This is a genomic window from uncultured Gemmiger sp., from assembly GCF_934561205.1.
Lineage (GTDB): Bacteria > Bacillota > Clostridia > Oscillospirales > Ruminococcaceae > Gemmiger.
In genome coordinates, this window is sequence record NZ_CAKTFU010000009.1 from 73083 (window position 1) to 92098 (window position 19016).

General features: G+C 55.4%; 13 protein-coding genes. 10 read left to right on the plus strand and 3 right to left on the minus strand.

Translation table 11 applies throughout. The features are described from left to right. Positions 1-27: 27 nt before the first annotated feature. The 3 genes from Q0I19_RS07270 to Q0I19_RS07280 all read right to left on the minus strand — a co-directional run bounded on the left by Q0I19_RS07270 (position 28) and on the right by Q0I19_RS07280 (position 3421). A complete protein-coding gene (locus Q0I19_RS07270; RefSeq protein ID WP_294760726.1) occupies positions 28-1302 on the minus strand; it encodes a GHKL domain-containing protein in 1275 nt (424 codons plus the stop codon). Continuing rightward, positions 1299-2009 (minus strand): LytTR family DNA-binding domain-containing protein, encoded by a 711-nt coding sequence (locus Q0I19_RS07275; protein ID WP_294760725.1) that lies wholly within the window; start codon positions 2007-2009, stop codon positions 1299-1301. The genes Q0I19_RS07270 and Q0I19_RS07275 overlap by 4 nt, the downstream gene beginning before the upstream one ends. 68 nt (positions 2010-2077) lie before the next feature. Beyond that, positions 2078-3421 (minus strand): MATE family efflux transporter, encoded by a 1344-nt coding sequence (locus Q0I19_RS07280; RefSeq protein ID WP_294760724.1) that lies wholly within the window; start codon positions 3419-3421, stop codon positions 2078-2080. 282 nt (positions 3422-3703) lie between these two features. Here Q0I19_RS07280 and Q0I19_RS07285 point away from each other — a divergent pair, with 282 nt between their 5' ends. The 10 genes from Q0I19_RS07285 to Q0I19_RS07330 all read left to right on the plus strand — a co-directional run bounded on the left by Q0I19_RS07285 (position 3704) and on the right by Q0I19_RS07330 (position 18786). After that, positions 3704-6928: a response regulator gene (locus tag Q0I19_RS07285; RefSeq protein WP_366012584.1), complete on the plus strand. Its 3225-nt coding sequence runs from the start codon at positions 3704-3706 to the stop codon at positions 6926-6928. 82 nt (positions 6929-7010) lie between these two features. Then, positions 7011-7724 carry a FadR/GntR family transcriptional regulator gene (locus Q0I19_RS07290; protein WP_294760723.1) on the plus strand — a complete coding sequence of 238 codons (714 nt, stop codon included), beginning with the start codon at positions 7011-7013 and terminating at the stop codon, positions 7722-7724. 305 nt (positions 7725-8029) lie between these two features. Next, positions 8030-9817, plus strand: a complete 1788-nt coding sequence (gene ilvD, locus Q0I19_RS07295) for a dihydroxy-acid dehydratase (protein ID WP_294760722.1) — start codon at positions 8030-8032, stop codon at positions 9815-9817. A gap of 44 nt (positions 9818-9861) precedes the next feature. Beyond that, positions 9862-11217, plus strand: coding sequence for a gluconate:H+ symporter (locus Q0I19_RS07300; RefSeq protein ID WP_294760721.1), 1356 nt, complete (start codon positions 9862-9864; stop codon positions 11215-11217). 266 nt (positions 11218-11483) lie between these two features. Next, the gene (locus Q0I19_RS07305) at positions 11484-13199 is read left to right on the plus strand and encodes an ammonium transporter (protein WP_294760720.1); all 1716 of its coding nucleotides are present in this window, start codon (positions 11484-11486) and stop codon (positions 13197-13199) included. A gap of 205 nt (positions 13200-13404) precedes the next feature. Then, a complete protein-coding gene (locus Q0I19_RS07310; protein WP_294760718.1) occupies positions 13405-14163 on the plus strand; it encodes a TraX family protein in 759 nt (252 codons plus the stop codon). Between the two features lie 214 nt (positions 14164-14377). Beyond that, on the plus strand, positions 14378-15403 hold the full coding sequence (locus Q0I19_RS07315; RefSeq protein WP_294760716.1) for a LacI family DNA-binding transcriptional regulator: 1026 nt from the start codon (positions 14378-14380) through the stop codon (positions 15401-15403). Next, the gene (locus tag Q0I19_RS07320) at positions 15388-16746 is read left to right on the plus strand and encodes an MATE family efflux transporter (protein WP_294760714.1); all 1359 of its coding nucleotides are present in this window, start codon (positions 15388-15390) and stop codon (positions 16744-16746) included. The genes Q0I19_RS07315 and Q0I19_RS07320 overlap by 16 nt, the downstream gene beginning before the upstream one ends. A 193-nt stretch (positions 16747-16939) precedes the next feature. Further along, a complete protein-coding gene (locus tag Q0I19_RS07325) occupies positions 16940-17380 on the plus strand; it encodes a MarR family transcriptional regulator (protein ID WP_294760713.1) in 441 nt (146 codons plus the stop codon). A 32-nt stretch (positions 17381-17412) separates the two neighbouring features. Beyond that, the gene (locus Q0I19_RS07330) at positions 17413-18786 is read left to right on the plus strand and encodes an MATE family efflux transporter (RefSeq protein ID WP_294760712.1); all 1374 of its coding nucleotides are present in this window, start codon (positions 17413-17415) and stop codon (positions 18784-18786) included. Positions 18787-19016: the final 230 nt, after the last annotated feature.

Below are 19016 nucleotides of genomic sequence, written 5' to 3' on the forward strand. Positions count from 1 at the left end.
ACCGCCGTGTTCCCGCTGCCGCATCTCTCACTTCTGCGGCAGCAAAATCCGTACTGTAAACCACTCGTTTTCCCAGTGCAGGGTCAGGGTGCCGCCGCGGGCTTCGGCAGCAGCGCGGACACTTTTCAGGTCGTAGCCGCCGTGGCTGCTGCGGCGGGGCAAGCCGTCGGGGGCAAGCTCCACGGGCTTTGTGCAGTAGTTTTCAAACCGCAGCATCACAAAGCCGTTCTGCGCGTAAATTGCCACCCGGATCAGCCGCTTTTCGGGGTCCTGCTCGGTCAGCACGCTCTCGGTGGCGTTGTCCAGCGCCGTGCCGACGATGGTGCATATCTCCCCCGTTGTCAAAAAATGCAGCAGCGTACCGTCCGCCACGCAGGTCATATTGATGCCGTGCTGCTGGCAGTACAGGCTTTTGGCGGTCAGCAGGGTGTCCAGCACGGGGTTGCCGGTCTTGTTTTCGGCTTCATAGCGGCGGATATCCTGCTCCATCTCCGCCAAGGCGGCGTTCTGCTTGGCCTGATCCCGCTCGGCCCGGATGGCCGCGATCTGCATTTTCAGTTCGTGGTAGCGTCGGTTGATCAGGCGGATATTCTCCTTGCTTTGGCGGTACTGCTCATACTGGCGCTGCAAAACGTTGTCCATCGCCGCAAGCTCGCTGTGCAGGGCTGCCTCGCGCAGCTGCTCGTGTTGGACGCTCAAAATCAGCACCCCGGCAATATCCACCAGCGTGCGGATGTAGTACACGCTCATTGTCGCCTGTTCGTCGGCGATAAAGCTCAGGTTGCTCACGGCAAAAACAGTCAGCGCCATCACGACCGCCATCAGCGTGGCGGAAACGGAGATATTCGGGCGCACGGCAGTGACACGGCGGCGTTCAAACAGGTACAGCCCGCCGTACAGTGCGCCGTACACGGCAGCCAACAGCAGCAGCGAAGGTACCTCGCCGCCCGTGAACTGCGGCCAAAGCTCGCAGTGCAGCTGCCATTCCAGGCTGGCTGCCAGCTCTGCCAAGATAAAGGCGCGCGCGCAGCAATAACTTGCCTCGCGCAAGTTCATCTCGCGCGTACCCCACAGGTACAGGTAAATCGCCGCAAGGGCGGTCACCATGCAGGGTACCCACCACTGCAAGGGTACATGACCCGTCAGGTGCAAAAACGCTGCCAGCAGCGCCGCCCACAGCGCGGTTATGCCCCAGTGCATCGGCTTTTCGGTGCGGGGCGGACGCGCCTGCGCATACAGCAGCGCAGCCAGAATTTCTGCCAGTGCCGTGTACAGTCTGGGGATGCCGGGTAAAACGGTCATACGCCCTCACCCCCGATGTAATCGGTCAGCGCCGCCAAAAACGCCTTGCGCTTGGGGCGGCTGATCTGCAATTCATAGGGACCGACCAAAACCGTGTTTTGCTGCACGCCGGATACCTGCGCCAGATTGACCAGATACCCGCTGTTGCAGCGGGCAAAGGGCTGCGATGCCAGCTTTTCCTCCAGCGCTTTCAGCGTGCCGGGGGCGGAAAACTCGCCGTCCTCGGTGTAAAAACGGATGCGGTGTCCCTCGCTCTCTATGTAGTAAACGGCTGCTGCATCCAGCCGACGCAGCCCGCCGTCCACAGGCACCGCCAGATAATGGCGCACCCGCCGTGCCAGCTGGTTGACCGCCTTTTGCAGCTGCTGCGAAAAGGCAAAATACGGCACGGGCTTCAGCACATAATCCAGCGCGCCCACGGCATACCCCTTGATGGCATACTGCGCCATATTGGTGATAAAAATCAACAGTACATCGTTATCCAGTGCGCGGATGCGGCGGGCGGTTTCCATACCGTCCAGGTGCGGCATCTCGACATCCAGAAAAATTATGTCGTAGACCGGGCGGTAATCTTCGAGAATTTCCACGCCGCTGCCAAACACCGTGACCTCAAACGGCGTGCCGTACTGCCGCGTATAGCGCTGCACATAGCCGGTCAGCTGCTCCTGCACGGCAGCCTCGTCCTCCACAATGGCAATGCGCGTCATCGGTGGTGCCTCCTCCCCTTTTTTATACAGTATAGCATACTGCCGCGCTGCGGCGCAACTGCCGAAACTTATTGCGCCAGCGCTGCTTTTTCCTCCGGCCAGGATTTTCTGAGCGCCGCATAGGAAACCAGGAAGTTGGCCAGCCAGCCCGCCGGTACGGCAAGCCAGACAAAGGCAATGCCAAAGCGCGGCGCACAAAGCAGCGCCACCGACAGGCGAATTCCAAGGTTCACCATATTGGCAGCAAGGAAGGGGCGCATAATGCCCAGCCCGCGCAAAACGCCGTCGGTTGCCATCTTGATGCCCATAATGATAAAGAAATAGCCGATCCAGCGCATATAATCCTCGGACACCTGATACGCCAAGGCAGTTCCGTCCTTGCCGAGGAACAGCGAGGAAATCTGCGTGTGCCACGTTTCAATGACGGCAAAGGCAAGAACGGCAAAGCAGACATCCAGCACCAGCGCCGCATGGTAGCCCTTTTTGATGCGCTGGGGCTTGCCTGCGCCCAGGTTTTGGGAAACAAACGGCGAAACCGCATTGCCGATGGACACAAAAATCAGCGAAAAGACGTTCTCTACCCGCATTGTTGCCGCATACCCCGCCAGCGCCTGTGTGCCGAACGGGTTGACCACCGCCTGCACGATCATCATACCGATGGACACAGTGGACTGCTGCAGGACCGACGGCACGGCAATGCGCAGCATCGAGCGCAGCTCTCGCCCGCTAAACCGCTGAAAGGGGCTTTGGTAGCGCCGCATCCGATTCAGGAAAATCAGCAGCGAAAACACGGCGGAAATGCCTTGGGCGATCAGGGTCGCCAGCGCTGCGCCGAACACGCCCAGCCCCAGCCCGGCGACCATCCAGAGGTCCATAAAAATATTGAGAACGGAGGAAAAAATCAGCAGCCCCAGCGGAATTTTGGACTCCCCGATGGAGGTGAACATCGTGGAGAGGATGTTGTACATAAACAAAAACGGAAAGCCCACAAAATACACCCGCAGATACAGCACGGCATCCGCCAGAATGTCGGCGGGGGTCTGCAGGGCGCTCATCATCAGGCGGGAAAAGCCAAAGCCGAAAACACCCAGGGCGATGCTCAGCACCAGAAAACTGAGCAAGGACGTTGACACGATGGTTTTCATCTTGCCGTACTCTTTAGCGCCGAAATAGCGGCTGACCAGAACCCCGGCACCGACCCCGGCGCCCAGCGCCACACAGATAAATACGTTGGTCAGTGCGGCACAGGCACCGACTGCCGCCAGCGCCGAGGACCCCACAAACTGACCGACAATGATGGAGTCCGCCATATTGTATACCTGCTGAAAAAAGCTGCCGAGGATCATCGGCATAGCAAAAACCGTCAGCGCCTTCAGCGGTGCATCGGTGATCAGATACTCGTCCTTTGTCATCCTTGTTTCTCCTGCAAAAAAGCCGGACAGGGAGCAGACTGCTCCGTCTGCGCCTGATCCGGCAGTTGTTTTCCGTTTGAGCGAATACTCAAAATTATAGCACGGGTGCATGGAATTGTCAACGTACCGGCGCAGGCAAAAGACCCGCTCCCCTTTGCCTGTGCTGTGCAATATTTTGCCCATTTTTCCGTAAAAAGCATGCACAGCTACTTTTCAAAAATCAAAAATCGTGATACACTGAATTGAAATATGTTATGCCGTTTAACGGTTGAGGAAAAGCGTATGGAAACGAAAAAGAACTTCAAAAATTGCTATGAGGACGGAATCCATTCCTCTGATATGGCAAAGCTGGGAAACAGCGCGCTGCAAGCTATGCAGAAAACGATTCAATTTAACGGCGGTGTCGGCACCATTACGGGGTATTTTGACGCCGAATTGTCGATATTGTCGGTCAGCGACCTGCTGCTGCACAATCTGGGCTACAGCTACGCGTCCCTTATGCAGCAGACGGGCGGCTCGCTGAAAAACCTGTTTTACGGGGAAAATGTAAGCTTTCTCGAAAACGAGCGCTTTCGTCAGATCCATGGCGAGGGCGAGGGGCAGATCCTTACGGCAGACGGCTCCCCTGTTTGTGTGCGGCTGTACAAGGAAAACTCTGCCGATGCAGACGGCACGCCCCTTTGGGTAATATCGGTACATATGGATTGGGATTTTGAGAACCTCGCCTTGGTGAACCAGTCCATCGGCTCCGCCCTGTGGTATTTTGACTGCGATGAAAACGGGGAAATCATCAGCGTAAATTGGAGCCATGCGTACCGGCGGCTTTTGGGGTATCATGACGCGCTGGATTTTCCGAATCAGCTGGATTCCTGGGTAAATCTTCTGCACCCCGAAGATAAAGACTGTGTACTTGCGCTGCTGCACAAGGCGATTGCGGATAAGACCAACCAGACAAAATACACCATTGAATACCGGCTGAAAATGCGGGACGGTCAGTACCGATGGTTCCGCACCTCGGCGGAGATCGTCCGCCGCCTGAACGGCTCTGCCCACCGGATCGCGGGCATTATCAGCAACATCGACGCCGAAAAACGAAGCCTGATGCAGGCGCAGCGGGCAGCGGCTTTTCACCGCGCGTTCACCAACGCGAACCTCTGCGAATACTATGTCAATTTAGACAAGAACACCTTTGATACCTTCAAGGTCGAGCCGTCCCTGCTGACTGCCTTTGAGCAGAGCGAAACCTGGGATGAGCTGGTGCAGTTCTTTGTGGACAACTATGTGATCGAGCAGGATAAAAAAGCCGTAACAAAATTCTATAACCGCGCGTATATCGCAGAAAAACTCAAAGGTCTGGAAAGCGAGCTTTGCCAAGAATGCCGCATCGTGCTGAACGGCGAGGAGCGCTGGGTCCGCAACGTGGTTATGCGCGGCGAAATGGAAGATTCCGAATATGCCATGATTTTTCTGCGCGACATCACCGAGGCAAAAGCCGAAACAGCAAGACGCACGCAGATGGCATCCGACAATGCCGCCAAAGAGCAGCTGATTCAGAGTATGGTGCGGATGGTGGATCATTTCGCGGTATGGGATTTGAAAAACGACAGCTATGTTCTTTACAATATCAATGACCGCACGCCCTATAAGCCCAGCGGAGCCTTTCACGAGCTGCGCGCCGGCGTTCTGGAAAGATACAAAACGTTGGCACCCTTGGAGTCCATGGAGGTTCTGCTCACCTCGGAAAATATCCGGAAAAACCTGTCAAAGCAGGACGACATCTACAAATTTGAATACTGTTCCTTAGACGAAAACACCTATAAAATTGCGTCCTTTATACCTCTGGAATGGGAAGGCGCCAAGCCCGTCAAGGTCCTTTGGATCTGCATGAATGTTACGCAGGAGAAAAAGGCAGAAATAGAATCCCGCAAGGCGCTGAAAGAAGCCTATCAGGCGGCGGAGAACGCAAACCGCGCCAAGACGGAGTTCCTTTCCAATATGTCCCACGATATCCGTACACCGATGAATGCCGTCATCGGGCTTACGGCCATTGCGGGTGCCAATATAAACAATCAAGACAAAGTGGTTGAATGTCTTGGCAAAATTACAAAGTCCAGCCGCCATCTGTTGGGGCTTATCAACGAAGTGCTGGATATGGCGCGTATTGAAAGCGGAAAAATGTCCCTTGTCGAGGAGGATTTCAGCCTGCCTGAGCTGGTGGACAACCTGCTTACCCTGACCAAACCCGCCATCGATGAACACAAACATAACCTTGAGGTGCAAATCGAACATATTGAGCACGAGGCCGTCTGCGGCGACAGCCTGCGTATCCAACAAGTCTTTGTAAACCTCATGGGCAATGCCATCAAGTACACCCCCGATGGCGGCGATATCACTTTCTCCATCAAAGAAAAGCCCAACGGTTTTTCGGAACTCGGCTGCTATGAGTTTTCCTTTACGGACAACGGAATCGGCATGACACCCGAATTCCAGAAAATTATGTTCGAGCCGTTCAGCCGCGCAGATGACCATCGGACAACCAAGGTGCAGGGCACAGGGTTGGGTATGGCCATCACCAAAAATATCGTCAACCTGATGAACGGCAGCATTGCGGTGAAAAGTGCGCCGAACCAAGGAACGACCATCACGGTAACGATTTACCTAAAGCTCCAGGAAAGCGAAAAGGGCCAGGAAAAAGAGCTGATGGACCTGCCCGTGCTGGTGGTCGATGACGACAAGACCTGCTGCGAAAGCACGGTGGCAACGCTGAAAGACATCGGCATCGCGGGCGAATGGGTGCAATCGGGCAAAGAAGCCGTGGAGCGCTGCCGTGCCCGCCATGAGACATGCTGCGACTATTTCGCGGTGATCCTGGACTGGAAGATGCCCGGTATGGATGGCATCGAAACCGCCAGAAGAATTCGCGAGCAGGTAGGTCAAGAGGTCCCCATCATCATACTGACCTCCTTTGAATTCAGCGAAATTGAGGAGGAAGCCCGACAGGCGGGAGTCGATGCCTTTATTGCCAAGCCGCTGTTCCGTTCCCGCCTGACCGCTACCCTGCGGAAATTCAGGTCCGGAAAGAAAGACGAGAGTGTCAAAAACTGCCTGGAGGATTTTGCCAAAAGCGACTATAGCGACAAGCGAATCCTTCTGGTGGAAGATAATGAGCTGAACCGCGAGATTGCCTCGGAAATTTTGGGCATGACGGGCGTTACTGTTGAGATGGCCGAAAACGGAAAAATTGCCGTCGACAAGGTTATGGAATCCCCTGAAAATCGCTATGACCTGATTTTTATGGACATCCAGATGCCGATCATGAATGGATATGAGGCCACGGCGGCGATACGTGCCCTTCCCGGCAGACGGGGAACGGTGCCGATCATCGCCATGACCGCCAATGCCTTTGCCGAGGACGTGCAGCTGGCGAAAAATACCGGTATGAACGAGCATATTGCCAAGCCGCTGGAGCTTGCCAAGCTCTCTGATGTGCTGAAGCAGTGGCTGTAACTTTGGGCAATACCACCCCGCAGGGGCTTGTTTTCCGGCGGCACGGCGTGCTATACTGATAGCAAAAAGCGAGGTGCCTGCCATGGACGAATTTTCGCATCTGAAAAGCAAACTGCTGGCTGAACAGGTCGAGGAGCAAATTTACCATTTTATTGTGGATACGCCCATCAGCCCCGGCAGCAAGCTGCCCAACGAGTTTGAGCTGGGGGAAAAGTTCGGCGTGGGGCGCAGCACCATCCGCGAGGCCGTCAAGCTGCTGTCCAGCAAGGGCATTGTGGAGGTGCGGCGCGGCTCCGGCACCTATGTTCTGACGACTGCCCTCGGCGTGGGCGACCCGCTGGGACTCAGCGCCGTGCAGGACAAAACCGCGCTGGCGCTTGACCTTGTAAACGTGCGCCTGCTGTTGGAGCCGGGCATTGCCGAAATGGCAGCCAACAACGCCACGGACGAGGATATTGCCCGCCTGCGCCGCCTTTGCGAACGGGTCGAGCAGAAAATTCACGACGGCGACCGTTACATTGAGGACGATATCGCCTTTCACACCTGCGTGGCCGAGTCCAGCAAGAATATGGTGGTGGAGCAGCTGATCCCCATCATTGACACGGCGGTTATGATGTTCGTGAACGTGACCCACAAAAAGCTCATCGACGAAACAATCATGACCCACCGCATGGTGGTAGACGCCATTGCCGCGCATGACCCCATCGGGGCGCGCAGCGCAATGGCGATGCACCTGACCTTTAACCGTCGGATGATCAAAGAACTGTACGATGCCGACCGGGCAAGGCAAAAATAAATCTACCCTGAAAACTTTTTATTGTGTTTTTTCCCGCACGGACTTCATGCCTGTGCGGGATATCTTTTTGCCAAAGACGTCTGATGTATTTTTGCCTCTTTTTGCCCGATTTTATACCAAACGCTTTACACAAGGCTTGCTTTTGCGCAAATATCGGCGGATTTTTGTGCAAATTAGGCAAATATGCACCTACTGTTTTGTCAAAAAGTAGGAACTGCCCCGTACAACTTGCAGGTAGTCATACGATGTGTTACGATAAAGACAACAAAGGAACACCACTCACAACCAGCAAACGGAGGCATATTATGAAACTTCATTCTCAGGAAGTCCGCAACCTTGCACCCGAAAACGACCCGCTGAAAATCGGCATGGGCTGGTCGGTTTCCGACCTCAGCAAGCCCCAGATTTTTGTCGAAAGCACCTTTGGTGACAGCCACCCCGGCAGCGCCCATCTGGACGGCTTCGTCAAGCAGGCGGTGCAGGCGGTCAACGAGCATGGCGGCAAGGCAGCCCGCTACTTCGCCACCGATATGTGCGACGGCATCGCACAGGGACACGACGGCATCAACTACTCCCTGCCCCACCGCGACGCCATCGTCAACCTGGTCGAGGCACAGGCCAACGCCACGGTGTATGACGGCGGCGTGTTCATCGCCAGCTGCGACAAATCCGTACCCGCCATGCTGATGAGCATCGGCCGCCTGAAGGATATGAGCGCCATTATGGTGACCGGCGGCGTTATGGAAGCACACACCCTGCCCAAAAAGTATGTGGTCAACGACCCCGCCTGCGCCATCAATGACCTGCTGACGCTGGAGCAGATCGGCAAGTTTGACGCATGGGAAAAGACCGGCGTCATCCCCAACGAGCAGTTGGACTACTACAAGCACAACGCCTGCCCGTCCTGCGGTGCCTGCTCCTTTATGGGCACCGCCTCCACGATGCAGGTCATGGCTGAAGCGCTGGGTCTGATGCTGCCCGGCACCGCCCTGATGCCCGCCACCGCCCCCGAACTGAAACAGGCCGCCTACGATGCCGGCGCACAGCTGATGAAGCTGGTCGAGCAGGGCATCACCGCCAAGGATATCATCACCAGAAAGAGCTTTGAGAACGCCATTATGGTTCACGCGGCGATTTCCGGCTCCACCAACGCCACAATGCACCTGCCCGCCGTTGCACATGAGTTCGGCATTGAAATCGACGCCGACACCTTTGACCGTATGCACCGCGGCGCGCATTACCTGCTGAACATCCGCCCCTCCGGCGATTGGCCCGCCCAGTATTTCTACTATGCAGGCGGCGTTCCCCGCGTGATGGAGGAAATCAAGTCGATGCTGCACCTGGACGTTATGACCGTCACCGGCAAGACGCTGGGCGAAAATCTCGAGGAGCTGAAACGCAACGGTTTCTATGAGCATTGCGATGAGATCCTGAAAGAAAAGACCGCCCACCTCGGCATCCACGTTACCCGTGAGGACATCATCCACAGCTTTGACAACGCCAAGGGTACCGACGGCAGCATCGCCATCCTGAAAGGCAACCTCGCCCCCGAGGGCAGCGTTATCAAGCACACCGCCTGCCCCAAGAATATGTTCCACGCCACCCTGCGCGCCAAGCCCTACGACAGCGAGGAAGAATGCATTGCTGCCGTTCTGCACGGCGAGGTCAAGCCCGGCGATGCGATTTTCATCCGCTATGAAGGCCCGCGCGGCAGCGGTATGCCGGAGATGTTCTACACCGGCGAAGCCATCTGCGCCGATCCCAAGCTGGCATCCAGCGTGGCACTGATTACCGACGGACGTTTCTCCGGCGCAAGCCGCGGCCCCGTCATCGGTCATGTCAGCCCCGAGGCTGCCGTAGGCGGTCCCATTGCACTGGTCGAGGAGGGCGATTTGATTCAAATCGACGTACCCAACCGCGTGCTGGCTATCGTCGGTGTCAAGGGCGAACCCAAGACCCCCGCCGAGATGGATGCCATTCTGACCGAGCGCCGCGCCAAGTGGCAGCCCAAGGAACCCAAGTACAAGAGCGGTCTGCTGAAACTCTACTCTCAGCACGCCGTCAGCCCGATGAAGGGCGCTTATATGGAGTAACACGGCTCCGCCGAACACTGCACAAAAAGAAAAGGAGAAAATTTATGGAAGCTGTTGCCACCCTTGACCCCACACGGCTGATCCTTGCTGCCGTTATCGGACTTATCATTCTGCTGGTTCTCATCATTAAATGTAAGGTGCAGGCCATGATTTCCATTCTGGTCGGTGCCATCTCGATCGGACTGATCGCCGGTATGCCCCTGACCGATATCGTTGCCTCAGTCAATGAGGGCATCGGCAACACCCTGAAAGGCATTGCCCTGCTGGTCGGCTTAGGTTCGATGTTCGGCGCGATTCTGGAGGTTTCCGGCGGCGCGCAGACGCTGGCTGTCACGATGGTACGCAAATTCGGTGACGAAAAAGCCGCTTGGGCGCTGGGCATCACGGGTCTGGTCATCGCCATGCCGGTGTTCTTTGATGCAGGTCTTATCATCCTGATTCCGCTGGCGTTCTCTCTGGCAAAGCGCACCCACCGTTCCGCGCTGTTCTACACCATCCCGCTGCTGGCGGGTCTGGCAGTCGGTCATGCGTTTATCCCGCCGACACCCGGCCCCGTTCTGGTTGCGACCATGCTGGGCGTTGACCTTGGCTGGGTCATCCTGATCGGTATCTTCTGCGGCATCTTTGCCATGATCGTCGCCGGTCCTGTCTGGGGCAAAATCTGCGGTAACAAGTACTTTATCCCCGTTCCGGAATCGGTTGCCAACCAAGCCGATATTGACGAAAGCAAGCTGCCCAAGTTCGGCACCATCGTCGGCATCATTCTGATCCCGTTGGTTCTGATCATCGCCAACTCCGTTGCTAAGGTCGTTCCCGCCCTGTCTGCCATTCAGCCCGTGCTGGCATTCCTCGGCGAGCCGTTCGTTGCCCTGACCATCGCGGTCATTGCCGCCATGTTCCTGCTGGGCTATAAGCACAGCTATTCCAACGAGGAACTGGAAAAAATCATGACCAAATCGCTGGAACCCACCGGTATGATTCTGCTGGTCACCGCCTGCGGCGGCGTGCTGCGCTACATGCTGCAGAACTCCGGTCTGGGTGATGTCATCGGCAATGCCGTTGCCTCCGCCAGCCTGCCGCTGGTTGTGGTCGCCTTCATCGTGGCGGCGCTGGTTCGCATCTCGGTCGGTTCTTCCACCGTGGCCATGACGATGGCAGCCGGCATCATCGCCGCTATGCCCGGCATCAGCACCCTCTCCCCGCTGTATCTGGCTTGCGTGACCGCCGCCATTGCGGGCGGCTCCACGGTCTGCTCCCACTTCAACGATTCCGGCTTCTGGCTGGTCAAGAGCCTTGTGGGCATGGACGAAAAGACCACCCTCAAGACCTGGACCATTATGGAAACGCTGGTCGGCGGCGTCGGATTCCTCGTTGCGCTTATCATCTCCTTCTTTGCATAACAGCATACATCCTCCGAAAAGGGGCTGCTTCGGCAGTCCCTTTTCTATTACAAATTTTCACACATTGCACAACTTTTTGCCCCGATTTTTGCCGCATTGCACAGCAGATTCACAAAAATGAACAAAAAATGAACTTTCCCCTTGACCAATCGCCGTCCCTGTGGTATCGTATACCCATTGAAAGAACGGCAAAGGCGCCGGGCAGAGAATTTCTGCCCGGCGTCTTTTCTGTTTCTTTTCAAACACAGAAAAGAGGGGTTCAAGGTATGTACAATTCAGCAGATGTAACATGGACACTGGTTGGCGCGTTTCTGGTGTTCTTTATGCAGGCGGGCTTTGCCTTGTGCGAGGCAGGCTTGACCCGCGCCAAAAATACCGGCAATATCCTGATGAAGAATATGATGGATTTTTGTATCGGTACACCCTGCTACTGGCTTGTGGGCTTCGGTGTGATGTTCGCCGGCTCCGGCGCACTGATCGGCGGGTTTGACCCGTTCATCCGCGGCAGCTATGATTTCGGCACGCTGCCGGTCTGGGTCTACGCAGTGTTCCAGACGGTGTTCTGCGCAACTGCCGCCACCATTGTTTCCGGCTCCATGGCAGAGCGCACAAAGTTCAGCGCCTACTGCTGCTACTCCGCCGCCATCAGCCTGATCGTCTACCCGATCTCCGGTCACTGGATCTGGGGCGGCGGCTGGCTGGCACAGCTGGGCTTCCATGACTTTGCAGGCTCCACGGCGGTCCACTTTGTCGGCGGTGTCACGGCTTGTCTGGGCGCATGGATGCTCGGTCCGCGCATCGGCAAGTACACCAAGGACGGCACCCCGCGCGCCATTCCCGGTCACAACCTGACCGCCATGGCGCTGGGCGTTTTCATCCTGTGGTTCTGCTGGTTCGGCTTCAACGGCGGCTCCACCGTCAGCATGACCGGCGATGATACGATGATTTCGGCAGGTCTTATCTGCTTCAACACCAACCTGGCTGCCGCGCTGGCCACCGTTGCGGCGCTGATCGTTTCCTGGGTGCGCTACGGCAAGCCCGATGTTTCCCTGACTTTCAACGGCGCCCTGGCAGGTCTTGTGGCAATTACCGCAGGCTGCGATGTGGTAGACCCGTTCGGTGCGGCCATCATCGGCATTGTGGCCGGTGTGCTCTGCATCTTCTCGGTAGAATTCTTTGATAAGATTGCCAAGATCGACGACCCCGTCGGCGCGGTTTCCGTTCACTGTGTAAACGGCTGCTGGGGCACCTTGGCTGTCGGACTTTTCGCCACCGAGGGCGGTCTTTTCTACGGCGGCGGTTTTGCCAAGTTCGGCATCCAGCTGCTGGGTGTTGTCAGCGTTGCCGCGTGGGTGCTGATCACCATGTACATCATCTTCTCGATCATCAAAAAGACGATCGGGCTGCGCGTTTCCGAAAAAGAGGAACTGGACGGTCTGGACATCCATGAGCATGGTCTTGCCAGCGCTTACGCCGGCTTTGCCATCAGCGACCCGACCTACGCCGAGTTGGACGTCAACGAAAACACCGATCTTGGTGAGGATGACATCACCAAGGCATCCCCTGCCAAAGTGGCGGCAGCCGTAAAAGTTGTGCAGGAGGCGCCGCTGCCCGCCGAGCTGGATTCCAAGATGCACAAGGTTTCCATCATCGTGCAGCTTGCCAAGTTTGAAACGCTGAAAAAGGCGCTGAACGACATCGGCGTGACCGGTATGACGGTGACTCAGGTTATGGGCTGCGGTCTGCAGAAGGGCAGCGGCGAGAAGTACCGCGGCGCCGAGGTGGACGCCACCCTGCTGCCGAAGGTCAAGGTCGAGGTTGTGGTGAGCAAGATCCCCGTTGAAAAAATCATCGACACAGCGACCAAAGCGCTGTACACCGGACACATCGGCGACGGCAAGATCTTTGTCTACAACGTGGCAAAGGTCGTCAAGGTTCGCACCGGTGAGCAGGACTATGACGCCCTGCAGGATGTGGAATAATTTCGCGTTGATCGTATATAAAGGTTAGTGAGCCGCCCTCTCCGCAATGGGATACGGAGAGGGCGGTGTTTTTTGTGAAACGTAGGGATGCGGCATTGCCCTAATTCTTGCAAATTATTTTCTGTCTTTTTGGCAGATATAAAAAAGTTCACAATCCGGTGTTATAGTAAATACGATAACAAATGACGGAGGTATCAAAGCAACGATGCAGACAGAACTATCCCGTAAACCCTATAAGTTTCTAAATCGTGATATGATAAAGTATATCGCGATGTTTACTATGCTGCTCAATCATATTGCCACTATTTTTCTGACACCCGGCACATGGTTATGTGAGTTATTTATTGCCATTGGATATTTCACGGCAATCACCATGATTTATTTCTTGGTGGAGGGATATCATTGCACACATTCAAAGAAGGCCTACCTATCACGTTTATTCGTCTTTGCCCTCATTTCTGAAATTCCCTACTGTTTGGCCTTTACCACAAACGGCATTATGGAGTTTGATGGCTTGAATATGATGTTCACCCTTTGTGTGTGCTTTGGGATTTTATATGCCCTTGACACAATACAAAGTCGGATTGCAAAAGCCTGCCTTATAATCTTCGGCGTATTCATCAGTCTTTTTTGTGACTGGGCACTGCTGGCACCGATATTTACCCTTCTGTTTGCTTGGGCAAGAAACTCCGCGTATCGCACACGGATTGCATTTTCCGTGTCCACCATTATATTCGGGGCTTTCAATTTCTTGGGCGGACTGGGAAGATTTCCTCTTGCCACAAATTTGCTGTACACCCTGCTAAGTGTAATCGGTATGGGAACGGCTGCCATTTGCATCCTGTTCTTTTACAACGGTCAGCGTATGAAAAAAGGCAAATCATTTTCCAAATGGTTTTTCTACCTATTTTATCCGATTCACCTGCTCATTTTAGGAATTTTACGGCTGACGCTTATTGCATAATATTCTGAACATCTGCGATTTATATACAGGGCGTTCCTACGCGGGAACGCCCTGTTCTTTGTCTTGGTTTGCATAGTTTAGTCTCTTTGCTCATTTTTGTCAGTTCCCACAAAAAGCCGTCCAAAACTTTGTTATTGGTTACGCGTTTAACCCTTGAGAAACCAGCCATCGTGTTGTACTATGGAATCAGCACAAACGGGAAAGAGGTATCTCCATGGAACAAAACCGGGTTCGTATCGCGGATATTGCGGACACTTTGGGGCTTAGCACGGCGACCGTTTCCAACGTGATCCACGGCAAGACCCAGAAAATTTCCGTTGCCACGGTAAAACGGGTCGAGCAGGAGCTGGAAAAAACCGGCTACATTCCCAATATGGCGGGCATTTTGCTGGCGCAAAACAACTCGCGCATCATCGGCGTGGTCATGAACGACCACTTCAAATACGAGGGGCGGATTCTGGAGGACGGGTATGTGATGTCGTCTCTGAATGCCCTCTCGCACGAGATCAACGAAAAGGGCTACTTTCTGATGATCAAAACCACGTCCGACATCCGCGAGATCCCGGTTTTTGCCTCGATGTGGAATATGGACGGGCTGATTCTGATGGGCTTTTGCGAAACGGACTACGAAGCACTGCGCAGCCGGATGCGCATTTCCTTTGTGGTGTATGACGGCTATTTTGCCGCCTGCTCCAAGGTGGTCAACCTTTCCATAGACCAGTACGGCGGCGGGTATCAGGCGGGGCAGTATGCCAAAACGCTGGGACACAAAAAGGCGCTGTGTCTGGCAGACAATGCCCGGTGTATGGATAAGGAGCGTATGGACGGCTTTCGCGCCGCCTTTGCGCCGGGCGAAGCGCTGTTCTGGCAGATCCCTGCGCTGCAAAAGGAGCGGACCCTCTTTTATGAGGAGCATTTCCTCGACTTTATAAGTCTACGCTGCACCGTTGTATTTGCGGTTTCAGATTATTACGCGCTGGAATTTATGCGGTTTTTGCAGGTAAAGGGCGTGCGCATACCCGAGGACGTGCAGATCATCGGCTTTGACGACATCGCCGCCAGCCGCGAGAGCATCCCCGCCCTGACCACAATCCATCAGGATGCCGCGCAGCGCGCCAAGACCGCAATCGCCTGTTTGGAGGCCATGCGCAGCGGCAGCGCCTGCGACACGCGGGTCGTTTTGCCGGTTAGCTTAATTTGCAGAGAAAGCACGAGGGAACTGCCATGTCAGACTTTATGAAATCGCTGGGCAAAATTGCCGTGCCCGTGACCCTGCAAAGTATGCTGCAGGCGTCCTTTTCCATTGTCGATCAGGTTATGATCGGGCAGTTGGGTGAGGTCAACATTGCGGCGGTGGGGCTTTGCGGCAATTTCTCGCTGATTTTTTCGGTGGTGATGGGCGCGGTAGGCACTGTTGCGGGAATCCTGATTGCCCAATTCACAGGCGCGGACAATGAGCGTGAGGCTTGGTGCAGCCTTAACGTCAGCCTGATTTGCGGGGCTTTGCTGTCGTCGCTGTTTTTGCTGGCTGTCGGGGGCTTCCCCGAGCAGATTCTGGGGCTTTACACCGCCGATGGCCGCATCCTGCAAGCGGGTGCCGCGTATTTTCAGATCGTGGCGTTCGCCTATCTTCCGATGGCGCTCAGCACGGTTTTGTCCGCGTGGCTGCGCTGTAAGGACCACGCCGCCATCCCCTTTTTAGCAAGCCTTGGCGCGGTGGCTGCCAACACCGGGCTGAACTACCTGCTGATATTCGGCAAGCTGGGGTTTGCCCCCATGGGCGTTCGGGGTGCCGCCATTGCCACGCTGATTTCGCAGCTGCTGAACTTCTTGCTGATTTTGCTGGGCTTTGCCGCGGGTCTTAAAAAGGACGGCGCGCAGCCCCTGTGGACGCTGCATTTTACCACCATCACGCTGCGGAAGTACGGCGGCATGGTGCTGCCGATTCTGGTCAGCGAGTTTCTGTGGAGCTTGGGGCAGAATGTCGAGTCGGCGGTGTATGGGCATCTCGGCACCGCCAACCTTGCCGCCTATACCCTCACCTGCCCGATCCAGTCCCTGATCGTAGGCGCATTGAGCGGGCTGTCGGCAGCCGCCGGTGTGATGGTCGGCAAGCAGCTGGGCAGAAAAGCGTACGATGCCGCCTACCGGGACGCCCGCAGCATTATGCTGACCGGGCTGGTCGGTTCGGTGTGCGTTGCCGCGCTGCTGACACTGTTTGCGGGCGCGTACACCGGTCTGTATCGCGTGACCGCCGACGTGCAGGCGCTGGGCAAAACGCTGCTGATCGTGTTTGCCCTGTATGCACCTGTCAAGGTGGAAAATATGATTCTGGGCGGTGGCATTTTGAGAAGCGGCGGCAAAACCAAGCTGATTTTGGTGATTGACACCATTGGCACATGGGGCATCGGCGTTCCGCTGTGCCTGCTGGGCGCGTATGTGCTGCACTGGGGCATTGTCGGGGTGTATGCCCTGCTTACAACGGAGGAAATTATCAGGTTGCTGATTTCACTTTTTATTTTCCAAAATCGCAGCTGGATGGTCAGCCTGTCCGACAAAAAAACAGGATACGCCCCGCAATAGGGCGCACCCTGCCACAAGTAAAGCCGAACTCCGTCCGATTGGAATCGGGCGGAGTTTATTTTTACCATTCCTGCAAGCTTTTTTCAAATGTTTTTTGGGTATCTGTCCCAAAATTTGTTAGGTACCTTGCAATATGGTGGCCGCTATGCTATACTGCATTCGCAAGTACCCTAACGATTTTCGAGGTGGTTTTATGGATAGCGAACTCAATCTGCGGCTGCTGGGGATGCTGGTGCAAAGCTCGTATCTGATGCAAACGCGGGAAAAATACCGCGGGCAGGGGCGGCTGTTGATTTTGCTGCATTTGTACGGTTCCCTGACCCAGCGGGAGCTGATCGAATTGACCGGGCGGCGCTCTGCCACGCTCAGCGAACAGCTGGACGGCATGGAAAAGTCCGGGCTGATCCTGCGCAGCAAAAATGCACAGGACAAGCGCAATATTGACGTCACCCTGACCGAGCAGGGGCAGGCAGCCGCCCTGCAGGCGATGAAAAACCGGCAAGCCTATGCGGATGCGCTTTTCGGCGCGATGCCGCCGCGCAAAAAACAGCAGCTGGCGGGGCTTTTGGATAGCCTGCTGCATACATGGGACATCCCCCTCAACGAGGAAGAATATCGGGATCATACGGTATGACCCCAAAATAACAGGAATAGGAGCGAATTTGTATGAACCCGCAAGGCGGAAATAAAATGGCGGAAATGCCGATAAACAAACTGCTACTCAACATGGGCGCGCCGATGATGATCTCCATGCTGGGGCAGGCACTTTACAATGTGGTGGACACCTTTTTTGTATCCCACATTCCCGACACTGCACAAGTCACGGCTATGGGCGACAAAGCCATCAACGCGCTGACACTGGCTTTCCCCGTGCAGATGCTGATCATCGCGCTGGGCGTCGGCACCGGTGTCGGCATCAACGCGCTGGTTGCCAAAAGTCTGGGCTGCGGCGATAAAGAGCAGGCAAACCGCACGGCGGGCAATGCCATTCTTGTGACGCTGTGCTACTTTGTGTTGATTTTTGTGTTTGGGCTTGCCTTTTCCCGCACGTTTATTGCCTCTCAGACGACAGATGCCGTCATTGCCGATATGGGCACCACCTACCTGCGCATCATCACGGTTTTCTCTTTCGGTTCGCTGGGCTATATGTGCCTGGAAAAAATCGTGATGGCAACGGGCAAAACCACCATCACCATGATTTGCCAGCTTGCCGGGGCGCTTACCAATATCATCCTTGACCCGGTTATGATCTACGGCCTTTTCGGCTGCCCTGCCATGGGCATTGCCGGGGCGGCGTGTGCCACGGTCATCGGGCAGTTTGTGTCGCTGGCTGTCATTGCGGTCGCCTATTTCAAAAAAGGTGTGGGAATCGATACGGGCATCCGCTACCTTGCCCCGCATCGGCGGACGCTAGAAAAAATGTTTGCCATCGGCTTGCCCGCCATCATTATGCAAATCCTGACGCCCATTATGTCGTATGCGATGAACCTGATCCTTGGCACGATTTCCGTATCGGCTGTCACCGCCTACGGCGTCTACTACAAGCTGCAAAACTTTATTTTTATGCCGGGCTACGGGCTGAACAACGCCTCGATCCCCATTATCTCCTACAATTACGGCGCCGGAAAGAAAACGCGCGTATCGCAGGCGATCCGCTGGGGGCTGGGGTACGTTTCTGCCATTATGCTGGTCGGCATTGTGCTGTTACAGCTGTTTGCCCGCCCGCTTGTGGGGCTGTTCTCTGTCACCGAGGAGTCCTATCGCCTTTGCGTGCTGGCGCTGCGCATCATCACCTGCGGGTTCTTTTTTGCCGGTGCCAACGTCATTTTGCAGGGAGCCTGCCAGGCCCTGGGCAGGGGCGGCTATTCCCTGTTTATTTCGCTGCTGCGCTTTATCGTTTTGGCGCTGCCGCTGGCGTGGGTCTTTGCGCAGATGCCCAACGCTGACGCGCTGATTTGGCTGGCGCTGCCTGCGGCAGAATGCGGGGCGTGCATCGCCGCCGTTTTGCTGACGAAAAAGACATTCCGCAGCACCATGTAACCATAGCGCAAAAATGCGGTCGGGAAATCCGACCGCATTTTACTTTGTCCAAAGAAGCACTTTTTCGGGTAGTGCAGTAGGCACGACTACTATGTCACCCGTTGCAGTTATCTCGGTAAATCGACCCAACAGGTAAACTGCACGGGACGCATATATTGTATAGAGTAGTAACATAGGTAACAGGTAGAGAAGAGACATAGGTAACAGTTTTTGCTAGAATAAAGACATCC

Coding starts and splice junctions, on each gene's coding strand:
- Q0I19_RS07270 (WP_294760726.1), bottom strand. CDS start 1,302: ATGACCGTTTTACCCGGCATCCCCAGACTGTACACGGCACTGGCAGAA.
- Q0I19_RS07275 (WP_294760725.1), bottom strand. CDS start 2,009: ATGACGCGCATTGCCATTGTGGAGGACGAGGCTGCCGTGCAGGAGCAG.
- Q0I19_RS07280 (WP_294760724.1), bottom strand. CDS start 3,421: ATGACAAAGGACGAGTATCTGATCACCGATGCACCGCTGAAGGCGCTG.
- Q0I19_RS07285 (WP_366012584.1), top strand. CDS start 3,704: ATGGAAACGAAAAAGAACTTCAAAAATTGCTATGAGGACGGAATCCAT.
- Q0I19_RS07290 (WP_294760723.1), top strand. CDS start 7,011: ATGGACGAATTTTCGCATCTGAAAAGCAAACTGCTGGCTGAACAGGTC.
- ilvD (WP_294760722.1), top strand. CDS start 8,030: ATGAAACTTCATTCTCAGGAAGTCCGCAACCTTGCACCCGAAAACGAC.
- Q0I19_RS07300 (WP_294760721.1), top strand. CDS start 9,862: ATGGAAGCTGTTGCCACCCTTGACCCCACACGGCTGATCCTTGCTGCC.
- Q0I19_RS07305 (WP_294760720.1), top strand. CDS start 11,484: ATGTACAATTCAGCAGATGTAACATGGACACTGGTTGGCGCGTTTCTG.
- Q0I19_RS07310 (WP_294760718.1), top strand. CDS start 13,405: ATGCAGACAGAACTATCCCGTAAACCCTATAAGTTTCTAAATCGTGAT.
- Q0I19_RS07315 (WP_294760716.1), top strand. CDS start 14,378: ATGGAACAAAACCGGGTTCGTATCGCGGATATTGCGGACACTTTGGGG.
- Q0I19_RS07320 (WP_294760714.1), top strand. CDS start 15,388: ATGTCAGACTTTATGAAATCGCTGGGCAAAATTGCCGTGCCCGTGACC.
- Q0I19_RS07325 (WP_294760713.1), top strand. CDS start 16,940: ATGGATAGCGAACTCAATCTGCGGCTGCTGGGGATGCTGGTGCAAAGC.
- Q0I19_RS07330 (WP_294760712.1), top strand. CDS start 17,413: ATGAACCCGCAAGGCGGAAATAAAATGGCGGAAATGCCGATAAACAAA.